The organism is Streptomyces sp. Ag109_G2-15, assembly GCF_900215565.1.
GTDB lineage: Bacteria > Actinomycetota > Actinomycetes > Streptomycetales > Streptomycetaceae > Streptomyces > Streptomyces diastatochromogenes.
Map to the genome: position 1 here is coordinate 3,487,228 of NZ_OCNI01000001.1, position 18,004 is coordinate 3,505,231.

15 protein-coding genes are annotated in these 18,004 nt (G+C 72.3%); 8 read left to right on the forward strand and 7 right to left on the reverse strand.

What is annotated here, in order from left to right; genetic code table 11:
* The first annotated feature begins 231 nt into the window (after positions 1 to 231).
* Together CRP49_RS15730 and CRP49_RS15735 are read left to right on the forward strand one after the other, a co-directional pair.
* Positions 232 to 1,236 (forward strand): hypothetical protein, encoded by a 1,005-nt coding sequence (locus CRP49_RS15730; RefSeq protein ID WP_097253924.1) that lies wholly within the window; start codon positions 232 to 234, stop codon positions 1,234 to 1,236.
* Between the two features lie 34 nt (positions 1,237 to 1,270).
* On the forward strand, positions 1,271 to 1,906 hold the full coding sequence (locus CRP49_RS15735) for an HAD family hydrolase (RefSeq protein ID WP_097253925.1): 636 nt from the start codon (positions 1,271 to 1,273) through the stop codon (positions 1,904 to 1,906).
* Here CRP49_RS15735 and CRP49_RS15740 read toward each other — a convergent pair.
* On the reverse strand, positions 1,882 to 2,133 hold the full coding sequence (locus CRP49_RS15740; RefSeq protein WP_097253926.1) for a hypothetical protein: 252 nt from the start codon (positions 2,131 to 2,133) through the stop codon (positions 1,882 to 1,884). The genes CRP49_RS15735 and CRP49_RS15740 overlap by 25 nt on opposite strands.
* A gap of 173 nt (positions 2,134 to 2,306) precedes the next feature.
* Here CRP49_RS15740 and CRP49_RS48835 point away from each other — a divergent pair, with 173 nt between their 5' ends.
* Together CRP49_RS48835 and CRP49_RS15750 are read left to right on the forward strand one after the other, a co-directional pair.
* On the forward strand, positions 2,307 to 2,690 hold the full coding sequence (locus tag CRP49_RS48835; protein WP_097253927.1) for a cold-shock protein: 384 nt from the start codon (positions 2,307 to 2,309) through the stop codon (positions 2,688 to 2,690).
* A gap of 17 nt (positions 2,691 to 2,707) precedes the next feature.
* The gene (locus CRP49_RS15750) at positions 2,708 to 3,217 is read left to right on the forward strand and encodes a hypothetical protein (protein WP_097253928.1); all 510 of its coding nucleotides are present in this window, start codon (positions 2,708 to 2,710) and stop codon (positions 3,215 to 3,217) included.
* A gap of 14 nt (positions 3,218 to 3,231) precedes the next feature.
* On the opposite strand, the gene CRP49_RS15755 is transcribed toward CRP49_RS15750, so the two are convergent.
* The 4 genes from CRP49_RS15755 to CRP49_RS15770 all read right to left on the reverse strand — a co-directional run bounded on the left by CRP49_RS15755 (position 3,232) and on the right by CRP49_RS15770 (position 6,731).
* Positions 3,232 to 4,080, reverse strand: a complete 849-nt coding sequence (locus CRP49_RS15755; RefSeq protein ID WP_097253929.1) for a 1,4-dihydroxy-6-naphthoate synthase — start codon at positions 4,078 to 4,080, stop codon at positions 3,232 to 3,234.
* Positions 4,070 to 4,792 carry a futalosine hydrolase gene (locus CRP49_RS15760; RefSeq protein WP_257033670.1) on the reverse strand — a complete coding sequence of 241 codons (723 nt, stop codon included), beginning with the start codon at positions 4,790 to 4,792 and terminating at the stop codon, positions 4,070 to 4,072. Before CRP49_RS15760 ends, CRP49_RS15755 begins: the two co-directional genes overlap by 11 nt.
* Entirely contained in the window at positions 4,789 to 5,262 is a 474-nt protein-coding gene (locus CRP49_RS15765) for a DUF2771 domain-containing protein (protein ID WP_097253931.1), read from the reverse strand. Before CRP49_RS15765 ends, CRP49_RS15760 begins: the two co-directional genes overlap by 4 nt.
* Before the next feature lie 62 nt (positions 5,263 to 5,324).
* Complete coding sequence (locus CRP49_RS15770; RefSeq protein WP_097253932.1) at positions 5,325 to 6,731, reverse strand: MFS transporter; 1,407 nt, start codon at positions 6,729 to 6,731, stop codon at positions 5,325 to 5,327.
* A gap of 811 nt (positions 6,732 to 7,542) precedes the next feature.
* Here CRP49_RS15770 and CRP49_RS15775 point away from each other — a divergent pair.
* The 4 genes from CRP49_RS15775 (at position 7,543) to CRP49_RS15790 (ending at position 13,841) form a co-directional block, all read left to right on the forward strand.
* Positions 7,543 to 8,469 (forward strand): DUF3027 domain-containing protein, encoded by a 927-nt coding sequence (locus tag CRP49_RS15775; protein ID WP_097253933.1) that lies wholly within the window; start codon positions 7,543 to 7,545, stop codon positions 8,467 to 8,469.
* 111 nt (positions 8,470 to 8,580) lie between these two features.
* Positions 8,581 to 11,709, forward strand: coding sequence for a sacsin N-terminal ATP-binding-like domain-containing protein (locus CRP49_RS15780; protein WP_097253934.1), 3,129 nt, complete (start codon positions 8,581 to 8,583; stop codon positions 11,707 to 11,709).
* 165 nt (positions 11,710 to 11,874) lie between these two features.
* Positions 11,875 to 12,804 (forward strand): hypothetical protein, encoded by a 930-nt coding sequence (locus CRP49_RS15785; RefSeq protein WP_097253935.1) that lies wholly within the window; start codon positions 11,875 to 11,877, stop codon positions 12,802 to 12,804.
* A gap of 206 nt (positions 12,805 to 13,010) precedes the next feature.
* Complete coding sequence (locus CRP49_RS15790; RefSeq protein ID WP_097253936.1) at positions 13,011 to 13,841, forward strand: hypothetical protein; 831 nt, start codon at positions 13,011 to 13,013, stop codon at positions 13,839 to 13,841.
* A 73-nt stretch (positions 13,842 to 13,914) separates the two neighbouring features.
* Here CRP49_RS15790 and CRP49_RS15795 read toward each other — a convergent pair whose 3' ends face one another.
* Both CRP49_RS15795 and CRP49_RS15800 read right to left on the reverse strand, forming a co-directional pair.
* Positions 13,915 to 14,274, reverse strand: coding sequence for a DUF6086 family protein (locus CRP49_RS15795; RefSeq protein ID WP_097253937.1), 360 nt, complete (start codon positions 14,272 to 14,274; stop codon positions 13,915 to 13,917).
* On the reverse strand, positions 14,271 to 17,933 hold the full coding sequence (locus CRP49_RS15800; RefSeq protein ID WP_179851634.1) for an ALF repeat-containing protein: 3,663 nt from the start codon (positions 17,931 to 17,933) through the stop codon (positions 14,271 to 14,273). The genes CRP49_RS15795 and CRP49_RS15800 overlap by 4 nt, the downstream gene beginning before the upstream one ends.
* Positions 17,934 to 18,004: the final 71 nt, after the last annotated feature.

The window sequence follows — 18,004 nt, forward strand, 5'->3', positions numbered from 1 at the left end:
TCGCGGCCTCGGCGGCCGGCGAGCAGGTCACGCACAGCATGAGAGAGAACATTCGGAAACTTTGCGACCTCAGGAATATTTCACCCAAATCCACCTGAACGGCCGTTTGGGTGGTTGAACACCGAAGTGATTCCGATCGATGGCCAGTTGAGGCGCGCCACCGGTCACCCGCACGCACGCGGTACCTTCGTCCAACGGGGTGTCATCACCGTTGCCCCAGAGGGGTTTTCCGTGGGGATCGAAAGCGATCAGGTCGTCTACGAGTATCTGAGCCGCGTCGGAGACATCGCTCAGCAGCGGCAGTTGCCGTCGTCCGCGCGGATGCGGCTGGTGTCGGAGCTGCGCAACGAGATCGACCGGCACCGGGCCAAGGTGGCGGTGGACAGCCCCGCCGCCGTACGCCGCATCCTGGACCGGCTGGGCACCCCGGACGAGGTGGTCGAGGCCGCGGGAAGCACCACGGGGGTGCCGCGGTCGGCGCCCGCCTCCGTGCCCGTACAGCGGGAGCCGGAGCCACGGCCGGAGGAACGCCCCAAGGGGCTGCGCCGGGTCGTACCCCGGCCGCGCCCCGCCGAGCCGGAGCCGCGCACCACCCCGTCCCCACCGCATCTCGCCACCGCGGACGAGCTGGGGGACAGCGCGACGCACCCGGACTGGTGGCGGGTGGAGGGCAGCCCGTTCGGTACGCCCGCCGGTGACGCCGTACCGGGGTTCGTGGGCGGGGTGGAGATCCCCGACCTGCTCAAACGCCCGCCGACGGAGACGGGGGAGAAGGAGCCGGAGCCCCGCCAGGAAGAGACCCCGGACGCGGTGGAACAGGCCGCCGCCCCACGCCGCCGCCTGTTCGCCCGCAAGGCACCCGCCCCCGCACCGGCCGCCCGCCGCCTGATCCCCGCCGCCGGCTGGAGCAACCCCCTCCTCCTGCTGGCCGCCGCCGCACTGGTCGCCGGTGCCGTGCTCGGCAACTGGTTCGCGCTCCTGCTGGGCTGGCTGATCGCCTACGGCTCCCGCCGCCTCACTCCCGCGGAGACCAAGTGGGCCGTACTGGGCGTCCCCGGTCTGGCCCTGGCGTCCGGCCTGCTGTGGCTGTGGGGCCGTAACACCGGCCGCTGGGGCACCCCCATTCCCCAGGGCCACATGAACGACGCCCTGGCCGAGACCTGGCCCTGGGTGGTCCGCGGCGCGGCCGTGGCCTCGGCACTGTTCCTGGTCTGGCGGTCACAGAGAAAGCGTTAGAGGGGCGTCGGCGGCACCCGGCACAATGTCCCCCATGACGCCCACCCCGGCCCCCGCCCTCACCATCGGCTTCGACCTCGACATGACCCTCATCGACTCCCGCCCGGGCATCCACGCCTGCTACCTGGCGCTGGCGGAGCGGACCGGGACGTACATCGACGCCGACCTCGCGGTGACCCGGCTGGGACCCCCGCTCGTGGAGGAGCTGGTCAACTGGTTCCCGCTGGAGGAGGTCGCCGCGATGGCCGATCTGTACCGCGAGATGTACCCCTCGATAGCCATCGCCGCGACGCCCGCGATGGCGGGCGCGCGGGAAGCGATGGACGCGGTACGGGCGGCCGGTGGGCGCACGATGGTGGTCACGGCGAAGTACGAGCCGAACGCCAAGCTGCACCTGGCCCACCTGGGCATCGAACCCGACGTGGTCGTGGGCGACCTGTGGGCCGAGCGGAAGGCGGAGGCCCTGCGCGAGTACGGCGCGGGCGTGTACGTCGGTGACCACGTCGGAGACGTCCGCGGGGCCCGTACGGCGGGCGCGCTGTCGGTCGCCGTGGCCACCGGACCGTGCGACGGCGACGAACTGCGCGCCGCGGGGGCGGATGTCGTGCTGGACGACCTCTCCGCCTTCCCGGCCTGGCTGGCCGCCTACCGCGCGGCGCCCCGCGCCTGACGCCGCCCGGCGGCGACGGAACGCAGCACACCCGCCCCGGCGACGAGGAAGCCGACGGCCATGAGCATGCTCAGACCGAACATGTATGTCGGAAAAGGCTTCGCACCGAGGAACAGCGGGGCCACCGTGACGAGGGTGGCCACGGCCCCGATGAAGAACACCACGGCACCGGCGCGGATCAGTCGGTCACCGGGCCCGGCGGAATTCGTTTGGGTTTTGTCACGCACCGGACCAGGGTAGTTCCCAGCGCAAGAGAACAACCGGGGGACGTCTTGTCACCCGCCCGAAGAGCATTAGCCTTGGTAGCGCTTGTCAGCGGCGGGTCATGGTCGACCCGCTCTAGTGCTATCAAGAGCCGTTTCCGAGTAGTTTTCCGACGAGTACGAGGACGAGGACAGACGTGCCTACCGGCAAGGTCAAGTGGTTCAACAGCGAGAAGGGCTTCGGCTTTCTCTCCCGCGACGACGGCGGTGACGTCTTCGTCCATTCCTCGGTTCTCCCCGCCGGAGTCGATGTGCTCAAGCCGGGACAGCGCGTGGAGTTCGGCGTCGTCGCCGGTCAGCGCGGTGACCAGGCCCTCTCCGTGATCGTGCTCGACCCGACGCCGTCCGTCGCGGCCGCGCAGCGCAAGAAGCCGGACGAGCTGGCCTCGATCGTGCAGGACCTGACGACTCTTCTCGAGAACATCACGCCGATGCTCGAGAAGGGCCGCTACCCGGACAAGGCCTCCGGCAAGCAGATCGCCGGACTGCTGCGCGCGGTCGCCGACCAGCTGGACGTGTAATCCCTGGAACAGCCGACTTGAGCGACATACGAACCGACTCCCGCGACGGGGCCGCGGCCAGGACCCCGGCCCCCGAGCTGCTGGAGCGGATACGGCGGCAGCGGCGGCACACCCTGGAACTACTCACTGTGTGCGCCGTCGGTCTCGTTCCGTGGACGATCCTGCTGGCGTGCACGCTGCCGAGCGGGTACACGGTCCGCCAGTGGCGCGCGACCTGGGTCGGATTCGACGTCCTGCTCGTGCTCGCGATGGCGTCCACCGCCTTCCTCGGTTGGCGCCGGCACCGGGCCGTCGTCATAGCGGCCGTCGCGACGGGAGCGCTGCTGGTCTGTGATGCGTGGTTCGACGTGTCGCTCGCGCTCGGCACCCCGGACGTGTGGCTGGCGGCGGCGCTCGCGGTGCTCGTCGAACTGCCCCTGGCCGGCTTCCTCATCCGCAAAGTCCTGGGGATGCTGTCGCTGGCCCAGTGGCCGCTGGCCACGCCCCTTGCCGACGGCGACGGGGAGCCCGCCGCCCCGGAGGCCTGAGCCGGCCGGACCGCTCAGGGGAAGTCGAGCGCATCCGGGCCTAGGGGCGGCAGCAGCCCTTCGGCCGCCGCGCGGGTGAGCAGCCCGCGGATCGCCGCATAGCCGTCCTCGCCGAGGTCGGCGGTGAACTCGTTGACGTACAGCCCGATGTGCTGGTCGGCGACGGCCGGGTCCATCTCCTGGGCGTGCTCCATGACGTACGGCCGGGACGCCTCGGGGTCGTCCCAGGCGGCCCGGACGGACACCTTGATCGAGTCGGCGAGCCGGCCGAGGGTCTCGGCGCCCAGCGACCGCTTGGCGATGATCGCGCCGAGCGGGATCGGCAGCCCGGTGGTGCGCTCCCAGTGCTCGCCCATGTCGGCGAGCTTGTGCAGCCCGTAGTTCTGGTACGTGAAGCGTGCCTCGTGGATGACGAGTCCGGCGTCCACCTTGCCGTCCCGTACGGCCGGCATGATCTCGTGGAACGGCAGGACGACGATCTCGCCGACCCCGCCGGGCAGCGTGTCCGCGGCCCAGAGGCGGAACAGCAGGTACGCGGTCGACCTCTCGCTCGGCACCGCGACCGTACGGCCCGTCAGGTCGGTCCCCGCCTCCCGGGTCAGCACCAGCGGCCCGCAGCCCCGCCCCAGCGCGCCCCCGCAGGGCAGCAGCGCGTACTCGTCCAGGACGTACGGCAGCACGGCGTACGACACCTTCAGCACGTCGAACTCGCCGCGCTCGGCCATGCCGTTGGTGATGTCGATGTCGGCGAAGGTCACGTCCAGCGCGGGGGCGCCGGGGACCCGGCCGTGGGCGAGGGCGTCGAAGACGAACGTGTCGTTCGGACAGGGCGAGTAGGCGATCTGCATCGCATCACTGGTCATGCGTGTTCCAACTCTCCAATGCGGGCGCGAGCTTCCCGAACCCCTCGGTGAGGGCGGCGAGCGCGTCGCCGATGCGCCAGGCGGCGCGGTCGCGCGGGCCGACCGGGTTGGACACCGCGCGGATCTCCAGCACGGGCACCCCGTGCGCGGCTGCCGCCTCGGCCACGCCGAACCCCTCCATGCCCTCGGCGAGGGCCTGCGGGTGGCGGGCGCGCAGCTCGGCGGCGCGGGCGGCGGTGCCGGTGACGGTGGAGACGGTCAGGACGGTGCCGGGACGGGCGCCGGTGGCCTCGGACACGCCTCGTACGAGTGATGCCGGCGGCCGGTGGGTGACGGTCCCGAAGCCGAGTTCGGTGACCGGGAGGAAGCCGTCGGCGGTCTCGGCGCCCAGATCGGCCACGGTGATCGCGTCGGCGACGACGAGCGAGCCGACCGTTGCCCCCGGCTGGAAGCCACCGCCGATCCCGGCCGAGACGACGACGTCGTAGGGGCTGCCGTCGAGGGCGGCGGCGGTGAGCGCGGTGGCGGTGGAGGCGGCGGCGAGAGCGGGCCCGACACCGGCGGCCAGCAGGTCGTACCCGGAGCCGGTCCGGACCAGACGGACGCCCGGCAGCCGTACCTCCTCACCCGCGTCCGGGAACGCCCGGGCCACCGCATCCCGTTCGGCCGGGACTGCGGTGGCTACGAGAACGCGTACGGAGGGCGTGGTCAGGCCTTCTTCAGCTTGAAGGACCACAGGCCCTTGGCCGGCTGCTGGCCCATCTGGATGGAGACGGTGTTGCTGTTGCCCTGGGTGCCGTACTGGGCGTTGAAGAACGCGCTGCCAGGGATGGTGGTGTAGGTCTTCTTGCTCACGTCGGTGAACTGACGGCCGTTCACCAGCAGGATCCAGCCGGCGTCCGCGATCTTCGGGTCGACGCCGAAACGGACGGTCTCGTCCGGGTCCACCTTGATCGACTCGATGTCCTCGGCCTTCTTGGCGCACTTCGCCAGCGACTGGGCGTCCAGGGCCTTGCCGTCGTTGTAGCAGAGAGCCTCGGAGTTGACCGAGTTTCGGCCGACGGTGATCGTCGCTACGGGCGACGGCTTCTCGCAGGCCGACAGGACGAGCAGTCCGGCGGAAACGGCGCCGGCGGCGGCGACGGCGCGGCGGCGTCGCAGTGCGGATTGCAGCGTGGTCATGGCCGAAGGCTATCGGGCACCCGGAGCCCGCCGCCCATGTGGGGTGCGGCGTGCCCGGTTCGTTACGCCACTCGCGCCCGCGGCCTGCTGCCGTGCCGTGCCGAGGCGAGCAGCCCGCGCAGCGTGGTCAGCCAGCCGGCGGCCACGATGACGGCGGCGACCGTGAGGCCGAGGGTGCCGTTGAGGGGCATCACGATGCCGACGGCGCCGCCGAACACCCAGGCCACCTGAAGCAGCGTCTCGGACCGCGCGAACGCCGACGTCCGCACCAGCTCGGGCACGTCCCGCTGGATCAGCGCGTCCAGGGACAGCTTGGCCAGCGCCTGCGCGAACCCGGCGACGGCGGCCAGACAGGCCACGAGGAAGGCCCCGAAGAACACGGCGGCCACGATCGCCGTCCCCAGCACCACGGCGACGACGGTCACGATGATGATCTCCGGCGCCTTCGATTTCAGCCAGGCGCCGACGGCCGTGCCCAGCGCGTTCCCGGCCCCCGCCGCGACCCCCACTATCCCCAGTGAGACCGCCGCGCTCTCTCCGGTCAGCGGGTGCTCGCGCAGCAGGAAGGCGAGGAAGAAGATCAGGAAGCCGGACAGACAGCGCAGGGCGGCGTTGGCGCCGAGGGCATGGGTGACGGCGGGCCCGACCGTCCGCAGCCCCGGCCGTCGCCTGATCGTCTCCTTGCGGTGCGGCCCGTGCAGATGCTCCTCGTCGGCGGCGAGCAGGGCCCGGTCCTCGCCCTTGGCGGAGTCCACCTTGGGCGGCAGGGAGAAGGACAGGAACGTCCCTGCAACAAAGATCACGAAGGCGCCGTACAGCGGCCAGGGGTCCCCGACGGCATGCAGCCCCGCCCCGATCGGCGCGGCCACGCCCGTGGCCAGGAGTCCGGCGAGGGTGACCCGGGAGTTGGCCTTCACCAGAGAGAAGGCGGGCGGCAGCAGCCGGGGCACGACCGCGCTGCGGACCACCCCGTACGCCTTCGACGCGACCAGCACCCCCAGGGCGGCGGGATACAGCTGCAGACTCCCACTGGCCACGGCCCCCGAGATGATCAGCGCGAGCAGCGCCCGCGCCAGCATCGCCGCGGCCATCGCGGCCCGCCGCCCGTGCGGCAGCCGGTCGAGGAGCGGCCCGATGACCGGGGCGAGGACGGTGAAGGGGGCCATGGTGATGGCGAGATAGAGCGCGACGCGCCCCCTCGCCTCATCGGTCGGCACGGAGAAGAACACGGTCGAGGCCAGCGCGATGGTGATCATGACATCCCCGGCGCCGTTCACCGCGTGCAGCTCGATCAGCTTGCCCAGCCCCGACTCGCCCGCACCATGGGCGTGCGTGGCCTTCCGGATCCCGCGCGCGGTACCGGTCACAGGGAAGTGCAGGGCACGCCCCACCGCGCGGACGGCACCGCCGACCCGGCCCGAACCGCCACCTCGAACGCTCCCCCTGTCCGCGGCTGCCACGTGGTTCATAGTGCCCCGAGACACCGCCCGATAGTGCGGTTTGAAACCAAGCGAGTCGGTTGCGGGCCCGACTTCGCAGCGGACCGAGCGGGGATGCCGGGGCTACTTGGCAGCCGACGGAGACGGGATGCCGGGGCCACTGTGCAGCCGACCGAGCCGCAGCGCCGGGGTCGCTTCACAGTCGTCCGGGGCGGGGTGTGGGGGGTTCTTGGCGGCTGTCTGGGGCGGGGTGTGGGGGGTTTTGGGCGGCTGTCTGGGGCGGGGTGTGGGGGGTTTTGGGCGGCTGTCTGGGGCGGGGTGCGGGGGTTTTGGGCGGCTGTCCGGGGCGGGGTGCCGGGGGTTTTGGCGGCCGTCCGAGCCGGAACGCGGGGGCCTCTTGGCAGCCGACTGAGCCGGAACGCCGGGGTTTTTGGCGGCTGTCCGAGGCGGGATGCGGGGGTTCTCGGCGGCTGATCGAGGCGGGATGCCGGGGGTTCTTGACGGCCGATCGAGGCGGAACGCGGGGGGTCACTTCGCCGCCGACCGAGGCGGAACACCGGCGCCGCTTCGCCGCCGACCGAGCCGGAACACCGCGCCCACTTCGCAGCCGACCGAGGCGGGTGGGTGGGTGGGAAACATCGCCGCGCAGCGCCGGACTGTTCCCGACCGCCGACGACGAGGTAGCGTGCGTATCTCAGCCATAACGCACAATGGATGGCAGAGGTGCGCCCGAGCGCGAGTCGGATGCAGACGTTGATGCGGTCCCCCGGTCCGCTCCGTCCGCCTGACCGCCGGAGGCAGCCGCACTCATTGCAGACGGCGTAGGAGAGAAGCGATACCTGTGAGCGCAGCGACAACGCGAAGCCGCACCCCCGACCGTCTGTGCGCCGAGGCCGTGGACCTCGCCCGCGCCGCCGCCGAGGAGGCCGCCGCGCCCGGAGTTGTCGGTGAGCACGTCGGCCTGGTGGCGGAGGGCGACCGAGTCGTCACGCACTTCTTCGAGTGCAAGGAACTGGGCTACCGCGGCTGGCGCTGGGCGGCGACCGTGGCCCGCGCCTCCCGCGCGAAGATCGTGACCCTGGACGAGGTGGTCCTCCTCCCCGGCCCCGACGCCCTCCTCGCCCCCGAGTGGGTCCCGTGGAGCGAGCGCCTGCGCCCCGGCGACCTCGGCCCCGGCGACCTGCTCCCGACCGACCAGGAGGACCTCCGCCTGGAGCCCGGCTACACGGGCGAGGAGCAGCCCCTGCCGAACTCCGTGATGTCGGAGGACATGGTCGAGCTGGCGGACGCCGAGGACGCCGACGTGACGCGCGGTACGCCCGCCACCCAGCCGACGGTCCCCACCCGCGGCTCGATCGCCGCGGTGGCCCAGGAACTGGGCCTGCGTCGCGCCCGCGTCCTGTCCCGCTACGGCCTGCACACCGCGGCCGACCGCTGGGAGGAGGGCTTCGGCCCCAAGACCCCGATGGCCCAGGCGGCCCCGGCGACCTGTCTGACCTGCGGCTTCCTCAACCCCATCGGCGGCTCCCTGGGCCAGGCCTTCGGTGTCTGCGCCAACGAGTTCTCCCCGGCCGACGGCCGCGTGGTCTCCCTGGCGTACGGCTGCGGCGGCCACTCGGAGGCGGCGGTCATGCCGAAGCCGCCCCAGCCCGCTGAGCCGGTGATCGACGAGCTGAAGGTCGACGTCTTCCCGCTCCGCCCGGCCGCCGACTCGGGCTCGGTCCCGGAGGCGGGCGACGAGGAGGCAGCGGAACTCGGCCACTCGTAGCCAGAGCGGTCCGGGCGTCCCTTTCCTCCGTCTCCGGATCCTGACCTGTGCCTTCGGTCCCCATGCCGTACTCGCTGTACCTTCGTCCTCACGCCGATGAGGAGAGTGAACGTGAGCAAGTACGTGCGGCCGGCGGCCGAAGGCGCCGACCCTTTCGGCACCGCCCGTCTGCGCCGCGGTGTCCTCGACGCCTGGGCCACCAGTCCCGCCCGGTTCCGTGAGGACGCCAACGCCGAGGAGGACCTGGTCCTCGGCGGCTACCGGGACCGGCTCGTGGTGGAGCTGGCCCAGAACGCCGCCGACGCCGCCGCCCGGGCGAGGACACCGGGCCGGCTGCGTCTCACCCTCCGCGACGGCGTCCTGGTCGCGGCGAACACCGGCGCCCCCCTGGACGCGGCCGGTGTCGAGTCGCTGTCCACCCTGCGGGCCTCGGCCAAACGGGACGCCCACGACACCCACGGCGCCGTGGGCCGGTTCGGTGTCGGTTTCGCCGCCGTACTCTCCGTCACCGACGAGCCCGCGATCGTCGGCCGGCACGGCGGCGTCCGCTGGGCCCTGGCCGAGGCGCGCGAGCTGGCCGCCGACACCGCCCGGCACAGCCCCGGCCTCGGTGACGAGATCCGCCGCCGCGACGGACATGTCCCACTGCTCCGCCTCCCGTTCGCCGCCGAGGGATCCGCCCCGGAGCCGTACGACACCGCCGTCATCCTGCCCCTGCGGGACACCGCCGCCGCCGACCTCGCCGAGCGCCTCCTGGGCGCCGTCGACGACGCCCTGCTCCTCGCCCTGCCCGGGCTGGAGGAAGTGGTGGTGGAGGTCGACGGCGGCGCCCCGCGCACCCTCCGCCGCCGTACCGAGGGCGCCGTCACCGTCGTGGAGGACTCACGGGACGGGACCACGCACTGGCGTACCGTCTCCGCGCACGGGCCGCTCACCCCGGACCTGCTCGCCGACCGCCCGGTGGAGGAGCGCCTGCGCCCGCACTGGTCGCTGACCTGGGCCGTACCGGCGGACGCCGACGGCCGCCCGGTCCGGCCGCGCACCAGCCCGGTCGTGCACGCCCCGACCCCCAGCGACGAGCCCCTCGGTGTCCCCGCCCTGCTCATCGCCTCCTTCCCGCTGGACACCACCCGCCGGCACGCGGCCCCCGGTCCGCTGACCGACTTCCTGGTGCAGCGGGCGGCGGACGCCTACGCCGAACTGCTCGCCGAATGGCGGCCGGTGACGGAGGGCGTGATCGACCTCGTACCCGGGCCGCTGGGCAAGGGCGAGCTGGACGGCGCGCTGCGGCAGGCGGTCCTGGAGCGGCTGCCGCGTACCGCGTTCCTGCCCCCGGCCGTCGACTCCAAGACCGACGAAGAGCTTCCGCAGGCGCTGCGGCCGCGGGACGCCGAGGTGGTGGAGGGCGCCGGGGCGGACACCGTACGGGTCCTCGCCGAGGTGCTGCCCACCCTGCTCCCGGCGGGGCTGGAGCGCCGCGTCGAGCTGCGCACCCTCGGGGTCGCCCGGCTCCCGCTCGCCGACGCCGTCGACCGGCTCGCCGGTCTGGAGAAGGACCCCGAGTGGTGGTGGCGGCTCTACGACAGCCTCGCCGGGGTCGACCCCGACCGGCTCTCGGGACTTCCGGTGCCCCTCGCGGACGGTCGTACGACCATCGGGCCCCGGCAGGTGCTGCTGCCCACGGCGGACGCCGCGCCCATCGATCCGGACATCCTGGGCCGGCTGGGGCTCAAGGTCACCCACGAGGCGGCCGCGCACCCGCTGCTGGAGAAGCTGGGCGCGCTGCCCGCGTCCCCGCGCGCGGTGCTGACCACCCCGCAGGTCCGGGCCGCCGTGGCGAACTCCCTGGACGACGAGGGCGGGGCGCTGTGGGAGGAGGACGCTCCCGACGCCGAGGAGCTGGCCGACACCGTGCTCGCCCTGGTGCGGGACGCGGGTCTGGAGCCCGGTGACGAGCCCTGGCTGGGTGCCCTCGCGCTGCCCGACGAGGACGGCGAACTCGCCCCGGCGGGCGAACTGGTCTTCCCCGGCAGCCCCTTCGCCCGGGTGATCCGCGAGGACGAACTGGCCGCTGTGGACGCCGAGTTGGCCGCGAAGTGGGGCGAGCAGCCGCTCACCGCCTGTGGCGTCCTCGCGGACTTCGCGCTGGTGCGCGCCACGGACGTGGTTCTCGACCCGGACGAACTGGAACCCCGGGAGGGTGACTTCGCCGAGCCGGACGACGCGGGTCTGCTGGACGCCGTGGACGTGTGGTGCGAGGACATCCTCGACCGCTTCCCGGACAGCCCGGTACCTCCGGTCGCCACCGAACTCGTCGCCGTACGGGACCTCGACCTGGTGGACGACGACCACTGGCCCGAGGCCCTCTCGCTGCTCGCCCGCCCGCCGCTGCGTGACGCCCTCACCCAGCCGGTGCGGATCCTGCTGCCCGACGGCACCCACGAGGTCGTACGCCCGTACACGGCGTGGTGGCTGCGCGGGCACCCGGTGCTCGACGGCCGCCGTCCGGCCGGTCTGCTCGCGGCCGGCGGGGACCCGCTGCTGCGCGGCCTGTACGACGAGGCCGACGCGACCGGCTTCGACGACGAGCAGGTGCTGCGCGCGCTGGGCGTGCGGACCTCGGTGGCCGCCCTGCTGGACGAACCCGGCGGCGCCGCCGAGCTGCTGGAGCGCCTCGCCGAGCCGGAGCGGCCGGTCACCGCGGCCCAACTGCACGGTCTGTACGGTGCGTTGGCCGAGCTGGAGCCGGAGCAGGTGACCCTGCCGGACGAGCTGCGGGCCGTGACCGACGGGCGGGTGACGGTGGTGGACGCGGCCGACGCGGTCGTGGTCGACTCGCCCGACCTGCTGCCCTTCACCTCCGGTGTCCCGCTGCTGCCGGTCCGTCCGTCCCGGGCCGCCGAGCTGGCCGAGCTGTTCCAGGTGCGGCGGCTGAGCGAGTCCGTCACCGGCGAGGTGACCTCCGAGGGCGCCGAGCACGACGTGCCGGACCCGGTGCGGGTGCTGCTCGGTCCGCGGACCCCCGACACCTATGTCGAGCACGAGGAACTGGTCGTCGACGGTGTGGAGATCGACTGGCGGCTGACCGGCGACGGCGTCCTGCACGCGGCCACCCTGGAGGGCGTTGCCGCGGGCCTGTCCTGGGCGGCGGGCCAGTGGCCGCGCCGCTTCGAGGTGGCGGCCCTGCTGGAGGACCCGACGCGGACGGAGGAGCTGGCGCGGGACCGGTGGTTCGACTGAACCTCCCGCGACCTCTCACGGAATCATTAAATCCTGTACAACCATTCCCGTGCGTCGCGGATCTGGTCAGGTGAGCCAGCAGGCTCCCAAGATCAATTGGGTCCGGTGGCGGTTGCACCCGCGCGGTGCGACCGCCGCCGGACCCGACTCTCCGTAGGGGATCGCATGCGCATTCGTGCCACCGTGGCCGCCGTCTCCGGCGCCATGGCTCTCTCCGCCTTCGCCATGCCTGCCGCGCAGGCCGCCGACGCCGGTTCGTCCTATCGTGCGGAGGCCGCGAAGGTCCTCCGGGCGGCGCACGCCGCCACGTCGGACAAGACCGCGTTCAGCGCCTCCACCGCGGCCGACGGCGCCCCGTACGCGATGGATGTCACCTTCTCCGACTTCAAGATCGCCAAGGCCGTCAAGGTCGGTACGACCAACCACGTCTCCACCACGGTCACCTACACGCTGACCCACGGCGCCGACGTCGACGTCACCGCCGATGACTTCCTCACCGGGCCCTACATCTACAAGGGCTCCTACGACAAGCCGGACAACACGCTGTTGGGCGACCAGCCGGCCACCTGCGCCCCCACCTCGTCGACCACCGAGACCTGCACGGGCCTCATCGACATCTACCCGGGTGACGACGAGCTGTTCAACTCCGACGCCGGCACCTGGCACGGTGCGGCTCTGGCCATCGCGCTCAACGGCCAGGACCCGAGCAGCGCCGACTTCGATGTCACCAAGGTCGGTTACGCCGACCAGGGCTCCCTCGGCACCACGCTGGTCCAGCGCTACTCCAGGCTGACAGTCAACGCGGCCCCGGAGCCGGTGAAGAAGGGCAGGACCATCACGGTCGCGGGCAAGTTGTCCCGGGCCAACTGGGAGGACCACCAGTACCACGGCTACACCGGCCAGTCGGTGAAGCTGCAGTTCCGCAAGAAGGGCTCCAGCACCTACACCACGCTGAAGACCATCAAGTCCAACTCCACGGGCGACCTGAAGACGACGACCACCGCGTCGGTCGACGGCTACTACCGCTTCGCCTTCGCGGGCACCACGACCACCCCGGCGGTCAACGCCACGGGTGACTTCGTCGACGTGCAGTAGCACGGTCGCGCACGCCCCGTTCCGGCTCCGGACGCCCAAGGCTTCCGGAGCCGGAACGTTTCCTCTCACTTGTGTCACGGGCTGGCAATGCGAGGCCAAAATCTGGCCGGGAGCCGCTCTTGACGTACAACCAACTGCACCCCTCACGGATCTGATCGCTTGAGTCAACCGACTCCAAGATCACTTCTCCCTCCAGGGGAACGCACATGCGTATTCGTGCCACCGTGGCCGCCGTCTCCGGCGCCCTGGCCCTCTCCGCTCTCGCCGTGCCGGCCGCGCAGGCCGCTCCGACCAGCGGGACCCCGTACACGCTGAACGTGAGCTTCTCGAACGTCACGATCGCCAAGGCGATCAAGGTCGGTACGACCAACAAGGTCAGCACGACGTACTCGTACACGCTGACGCACGGCGCGGACGTGGACATCACCGCGAGTGACTTCTACACGGACGCCTTCCTCTACAAGGGCACCTACAGCGACTCGTCCCCCGAGCTGTACGGCGACAACCCGGCGACCTGTACGCCCACCACGGCGACCACCGCCACCTGCACCGGCACGGTCGACATCTACCCGACCGACCCCGACCCGAAGAGCGCGGACGCCGGCACCTGGGGCGTGGCGGCCGAGGCGGTCGCCTTCAACGGGCAGGACCAGGAAAACCCCGACCTGAGCAAGGTCGGCTACAACGACAAGAGCGGCCTGGGCAGCACCCTGGTGCAGCGCTACTCCAAGCTCACGGTGAACGCCGGCCCGGAGCCGGTCGCCAAGGGCAAGACCCTCACGGTGACGGGCAAGCTGTCCCGCGCCAACTGGGACGACAACCTGTACCACGGCTACACCAACCAGCCGGTCAAGCTGCAGTTCCGCAAGGCGGGCACGAGCACGTACACCACCGTCAAGACGGTGTACACGGACTCCTCCGGCAACCTGAAGACCACCACCACCGCGAACTACGACGGCTACTGGCGCTTCAGCTTCGCGGGTACCTCGACGACCCCGGCGGTCAGCGCCACGGGTGACTTCGTCGACGTGCAGTAGCCCTTCGCCGCATACATGAGACCGGGGGCCGCCTTCCAAGGCGGCCCCCGGTCACGTGGTGGTCGTCCGGCTCCTACGACGCCATGGTCCGGGCGAGAGCCGCCCTCGCCTCATCGAGGGCCGCCGTGTCCTCGGGCCGTACGGCGATCCGTCCGCCCGTCCGGTCCAGCAGGACGAGCGAGGTGACGAGCAGGCCGTGCCCCAGTTCCCGCAGGACCTCGTTGGAACTGGAGGTGTACAGCTCGTACAGGCGCTGCACGAAGACCTGGAACACCTCGCCGTCCACCGAGCAGCTCCCCTGCGGGGTGGGCGTCAGCCCCGACGGCACACCGAGGAATCCGGCCGCCCCCTGGGCGAGGGCGTGGTACAGCTGCCCGCCGTGATACCCCGCTTCCCAGAGCGTCTCGTCGCCGTACTCGAAGGGGTAACTCAATCTGCGATCTCCAGTCTGAGGTCGAGCTCCGGGTACTTCTGCCTGAGCTCCTTGAACCGCTCCTGCAGGGCCGTCCGGAACCGCGGATCCATCCCCGACCTGGTGAAGCGGAACCCGATGGGCGCGCTCTCGTAGCCGGGGAGCAGCTCGCGGCACCTGAGATAGGCGGCGAGCTTCTTGTTGACCTTGTCGTCGAGCCACTTGTCGTCAGCGTAGATCGCCGTCTTCAGCTCCCACATCACACCGTTCTCGAAGAGGTCGATGTCGGTGATGCGGTTCCCGGAGACGGGGTCGTAGACGTCGTGGTCCTTCAGGCCCTCCAGGCACTTGACGGGGTTGCTCCCGGCGGCGGCCCGTGCCTGGGTCCGGAACGAGGCGGGGCGGGCGAAGGAGGCCTTGGAGACCAGCTTGCAGCCGCGCTTCAGCAGCTTCAGTTCCTCGAAGGCCCGGTCCAGGACCTTGAACTTGCTCTTGAGCAGGGCGTCCACCACGAGACCGCTGCAGGAGTCGAAGTCCTTCTTCTCCATGCAGTCCTCGTACTGGCCGAGGCCCAGCAGCTCCTTCTCCACGTTCCACAGCTGCTCCATGGCGTCGCCGAACTCTTTGCCGTGCGCCAGGATGTCGCAGTAGATCTCCTGGTGCTGGCACCAGCGGGCGAAGTCCACCGGGTCGCAGGGGACGATCGCCTGCCCGCAGCGGTACAGCTCACGGGCGCGCGCCCCGGCGTCGTTCTTGGCCTTCTCCTTGGCCTCCACGGCCGCCTTGCGCCGTGCCTCCGCCTCTTCGCGGTACTTCTGCACGGAGACCTTGAACGCGTCGGTGGCCGCCTTCATCGCGGCGTCGGCGTCCTTGCCCGCCGCAACCGCGGACTTCCACGCCTGGTCGGCGTAGTACGAGGCGTTCGACGCGGCCGCCTGGGCGGCCTCCGAGGAGAGCGTGGCGTCCGCCGCCGACCTGGCCGCGTCGGCAGCATCGCGATCGGCGCGGTTCGCGGCATCGCGGGCCGTCTTGGCGGAGGCGGCGGCCTGCGCCGCGGACGTCTCGGCGTCCTTGGCGTACTGGTCGGCCTTCTTGGCGTACTCCTGCGCGTCGGCGTAGGCCGCGTTCGCCTTCTTCGCCCAGTCGTTGGCCTCGGCGGCCGCCTTGCGGGCGGTCGCGGCCACCTTCTGGGCCGTGGCGGCGTTCTGCCGTGCGGTGGCGGCGACCTTCGCCGCGTCCGCGATCAGCTTCTGCACCTGGGCCACGTGGGTGGCGGACAGGTAGTCCTTGCGCAGCGCCTTGTACTGACCGGAGACGATGAAGGCGTGCAGGGCCTGCGGTGAGCCCTCCAGGGCGATCCGCGCGGCGGACTTCACCTCGGGGGTGCCGCTGTCGACCAGCTGCGCCGCCCGGACCCGCTCGTCCTGCGTCCGCGCGGTGTGCTGCGTGGTGAGCAGGAACTCGCTGAACTTCTTCGGGTCCCCGGTGGCGAGGGCCTTGCGACCCGCGTCGGTGAGCACGGGACCGGCACCGTCGAGCACCTGGGCGATGGCGACGCGCATGGCCTCGGCGGCCACCTGGTACTGGCCGTTGTCCACGAACTCGCTGATGGTGGCGGCGTCACCGTCGAGAGCGGTCTCGGCCGCGTCCCGTACCGCCTTGTTCTCGCTCTCCTCGGCGAGGCGCTCCACGTAGGACCGCTGATCCTGCTGCTCGGCGGTCTTCCAGCCGTTGCGCAGGTAGTCGACGACGACCTCGTCGGTTCCGCCGAGCGCGGCCTCGGCCGCGCCGCGTCCCCAGGCCGTGCCGCCCTTCATCACGCGCACGGCCAGGGCACGGCCCTGCCTGGCGACGGCGGCGAGGTCGGCGTCGGGCCCCGCCGCCTCGGCCACCAGGCGGTCCCGCTCGGCCTGCCGGTCCTTGGCGGCCTTCTCCAGCGCGGCCTGCGCGGCCGTACGGGCGTCGTCCTGCTCCTTGTCGTCCCGGGCGCGTTCGATGCCGGCGTTGGTGCGGCCCTGCAGTTCCTCGGCCTCGACCTGGCGGGCGAGGGTGTAGATCTCCTGGGCCTTGGTCACGGCGGCGGTGGCCGCGCCCGCGGCCTCGGTCGCGGCGTTGGCGTGTTCCGTGGACTTGGTGGCGGCCTTCGCGGACTCGCCGGCGTGCTCGGCCGCTTCCCGGGCCGCCTTGCCGGCGTTCCGGGCGTGGGTGGCCGCGGACGTCGCGGCGTCCCGGGATTCGCGGGCGGCCTTGCCCGCCTTGCGCGCCAGTGACTCGGCCTCGCCGGCGGCACGGTTGGCCTCACCGGCGTGGCGCCTCGCGGCGGCCGCGGCGGAGCGCGCCTCGGCGGCCTCGGCGCTCGACTGGCCCGCGTAGTTGCCGGCCTCCGCGGCCGCGTCGGCGGCGGCCTTGGCGTTGGCGCCCGCGCCGGCCGCGGAGTGGGCGGCGTCCCCGGCCGCGTCGGCTGCCTTGGCCGCCTGGTCGGCGGCGTCGGCGGCCAGCTCGGCCCCCTTGGCGGCCTTGTCGGCGTCCTCGGCCGCCTTACGCGCCGCGTCCGCCTTCTTGGCATCGACCGCGGCGTCGGCGGCGGAGTTGCGCGCCCGGGCGGCGGCCTGCGAGGCACCGGCCGCCGCGGCGGCCGCCTGCGCGGCCGCGTTGGCCGCGACGCGCGCCGAGTTGTTCGCGGCGTTGGCCGCGTCGATCGCCCGCTGTGCGGCGGCCGCGGCCTCGGACGCGGCCGTGGCGGCCCGCTTGGCGGCGCGCGCGGCCCGGTCCGTGTCGTCCTTGGCGGCCTTGGCCTCCGCCTGGGCCTCCAGGGCGGCGTCCTTGGCCAGCTCGGCGGCCTTGACCGCCTTGGAAGACTCGGTCTTGGCGGCCGCGGTCTCCTTGGCGGCCTGCCGGCCCGCTTCCTTCGCCTGATCGGCGAGTTCGGCGACCGAGGCGTGCTCCTCGTCCTTGTCCCGGGCGACGAATTGGCCGACCTGCAGGAACTCGCGGATGTCCGCGGCGCTGCCGCTCAGCGCGAGGCGCCCGGCGGCCTTCACGTTGGTGCCGCCCACGCTGACGATCTGGACGAGCTGGACCCGCTCGTCCTCCTCCTGCTGGGTCTGCCGGCCTTCGGTGAGGAACTTCCGGACGTCCTCGGCGCTGCCGGCGAGCGCGGCCCGGCCGGCGCTCTGCACGTTGGGGCCGGAGGTGTCGATGATCTGGGCGACCCGGACGCGGTTGTCCTGCTCCATGGGGTCTTCCCAGCCGTCGTCCAGGAACTCGTGCAGCTGGTCCGGTGTTCCGGCGAGTGCCTGGCGGGCGGCGGTCAGCAGCTCCGGGCCCCCGACGGAGGCGAGTTGGGCGGCGCTGACCCGTTCGTCCTGGAAGGAGAGGTCGCCGACCGCGGCCAGGAAGGCCCGGACGTCGGCGTCGCTGCCGGTGAGTGCCGCCTCGGCCGCCGCCTTGACGCCGGGGCCGCCCTCCTCCCAGTAGTCGACGACCAGGCCGCGCTGTTCGGCGGTGGTCTGTGCCTGTGCGGCGGCCCGGACGCTCCCCCCGGCCGGCGTGGCTCCCGCGGCGGGCGCCGCGCCCAGCAGGCCGGCGGTGAGGGCCAGAGGGAGCAGGGTGAATGCCGTTCGGCGTATCAGACGCGCCGCTTTTCCGGCGCTATCGAGCTGGTCAGTTCTTCGATTCACTGAACACCTGTCTCGGTGATCGGCGACGCCCCCGAATGCGAGTCGCCGAATAATGGAGAAGGCAGCGTAGC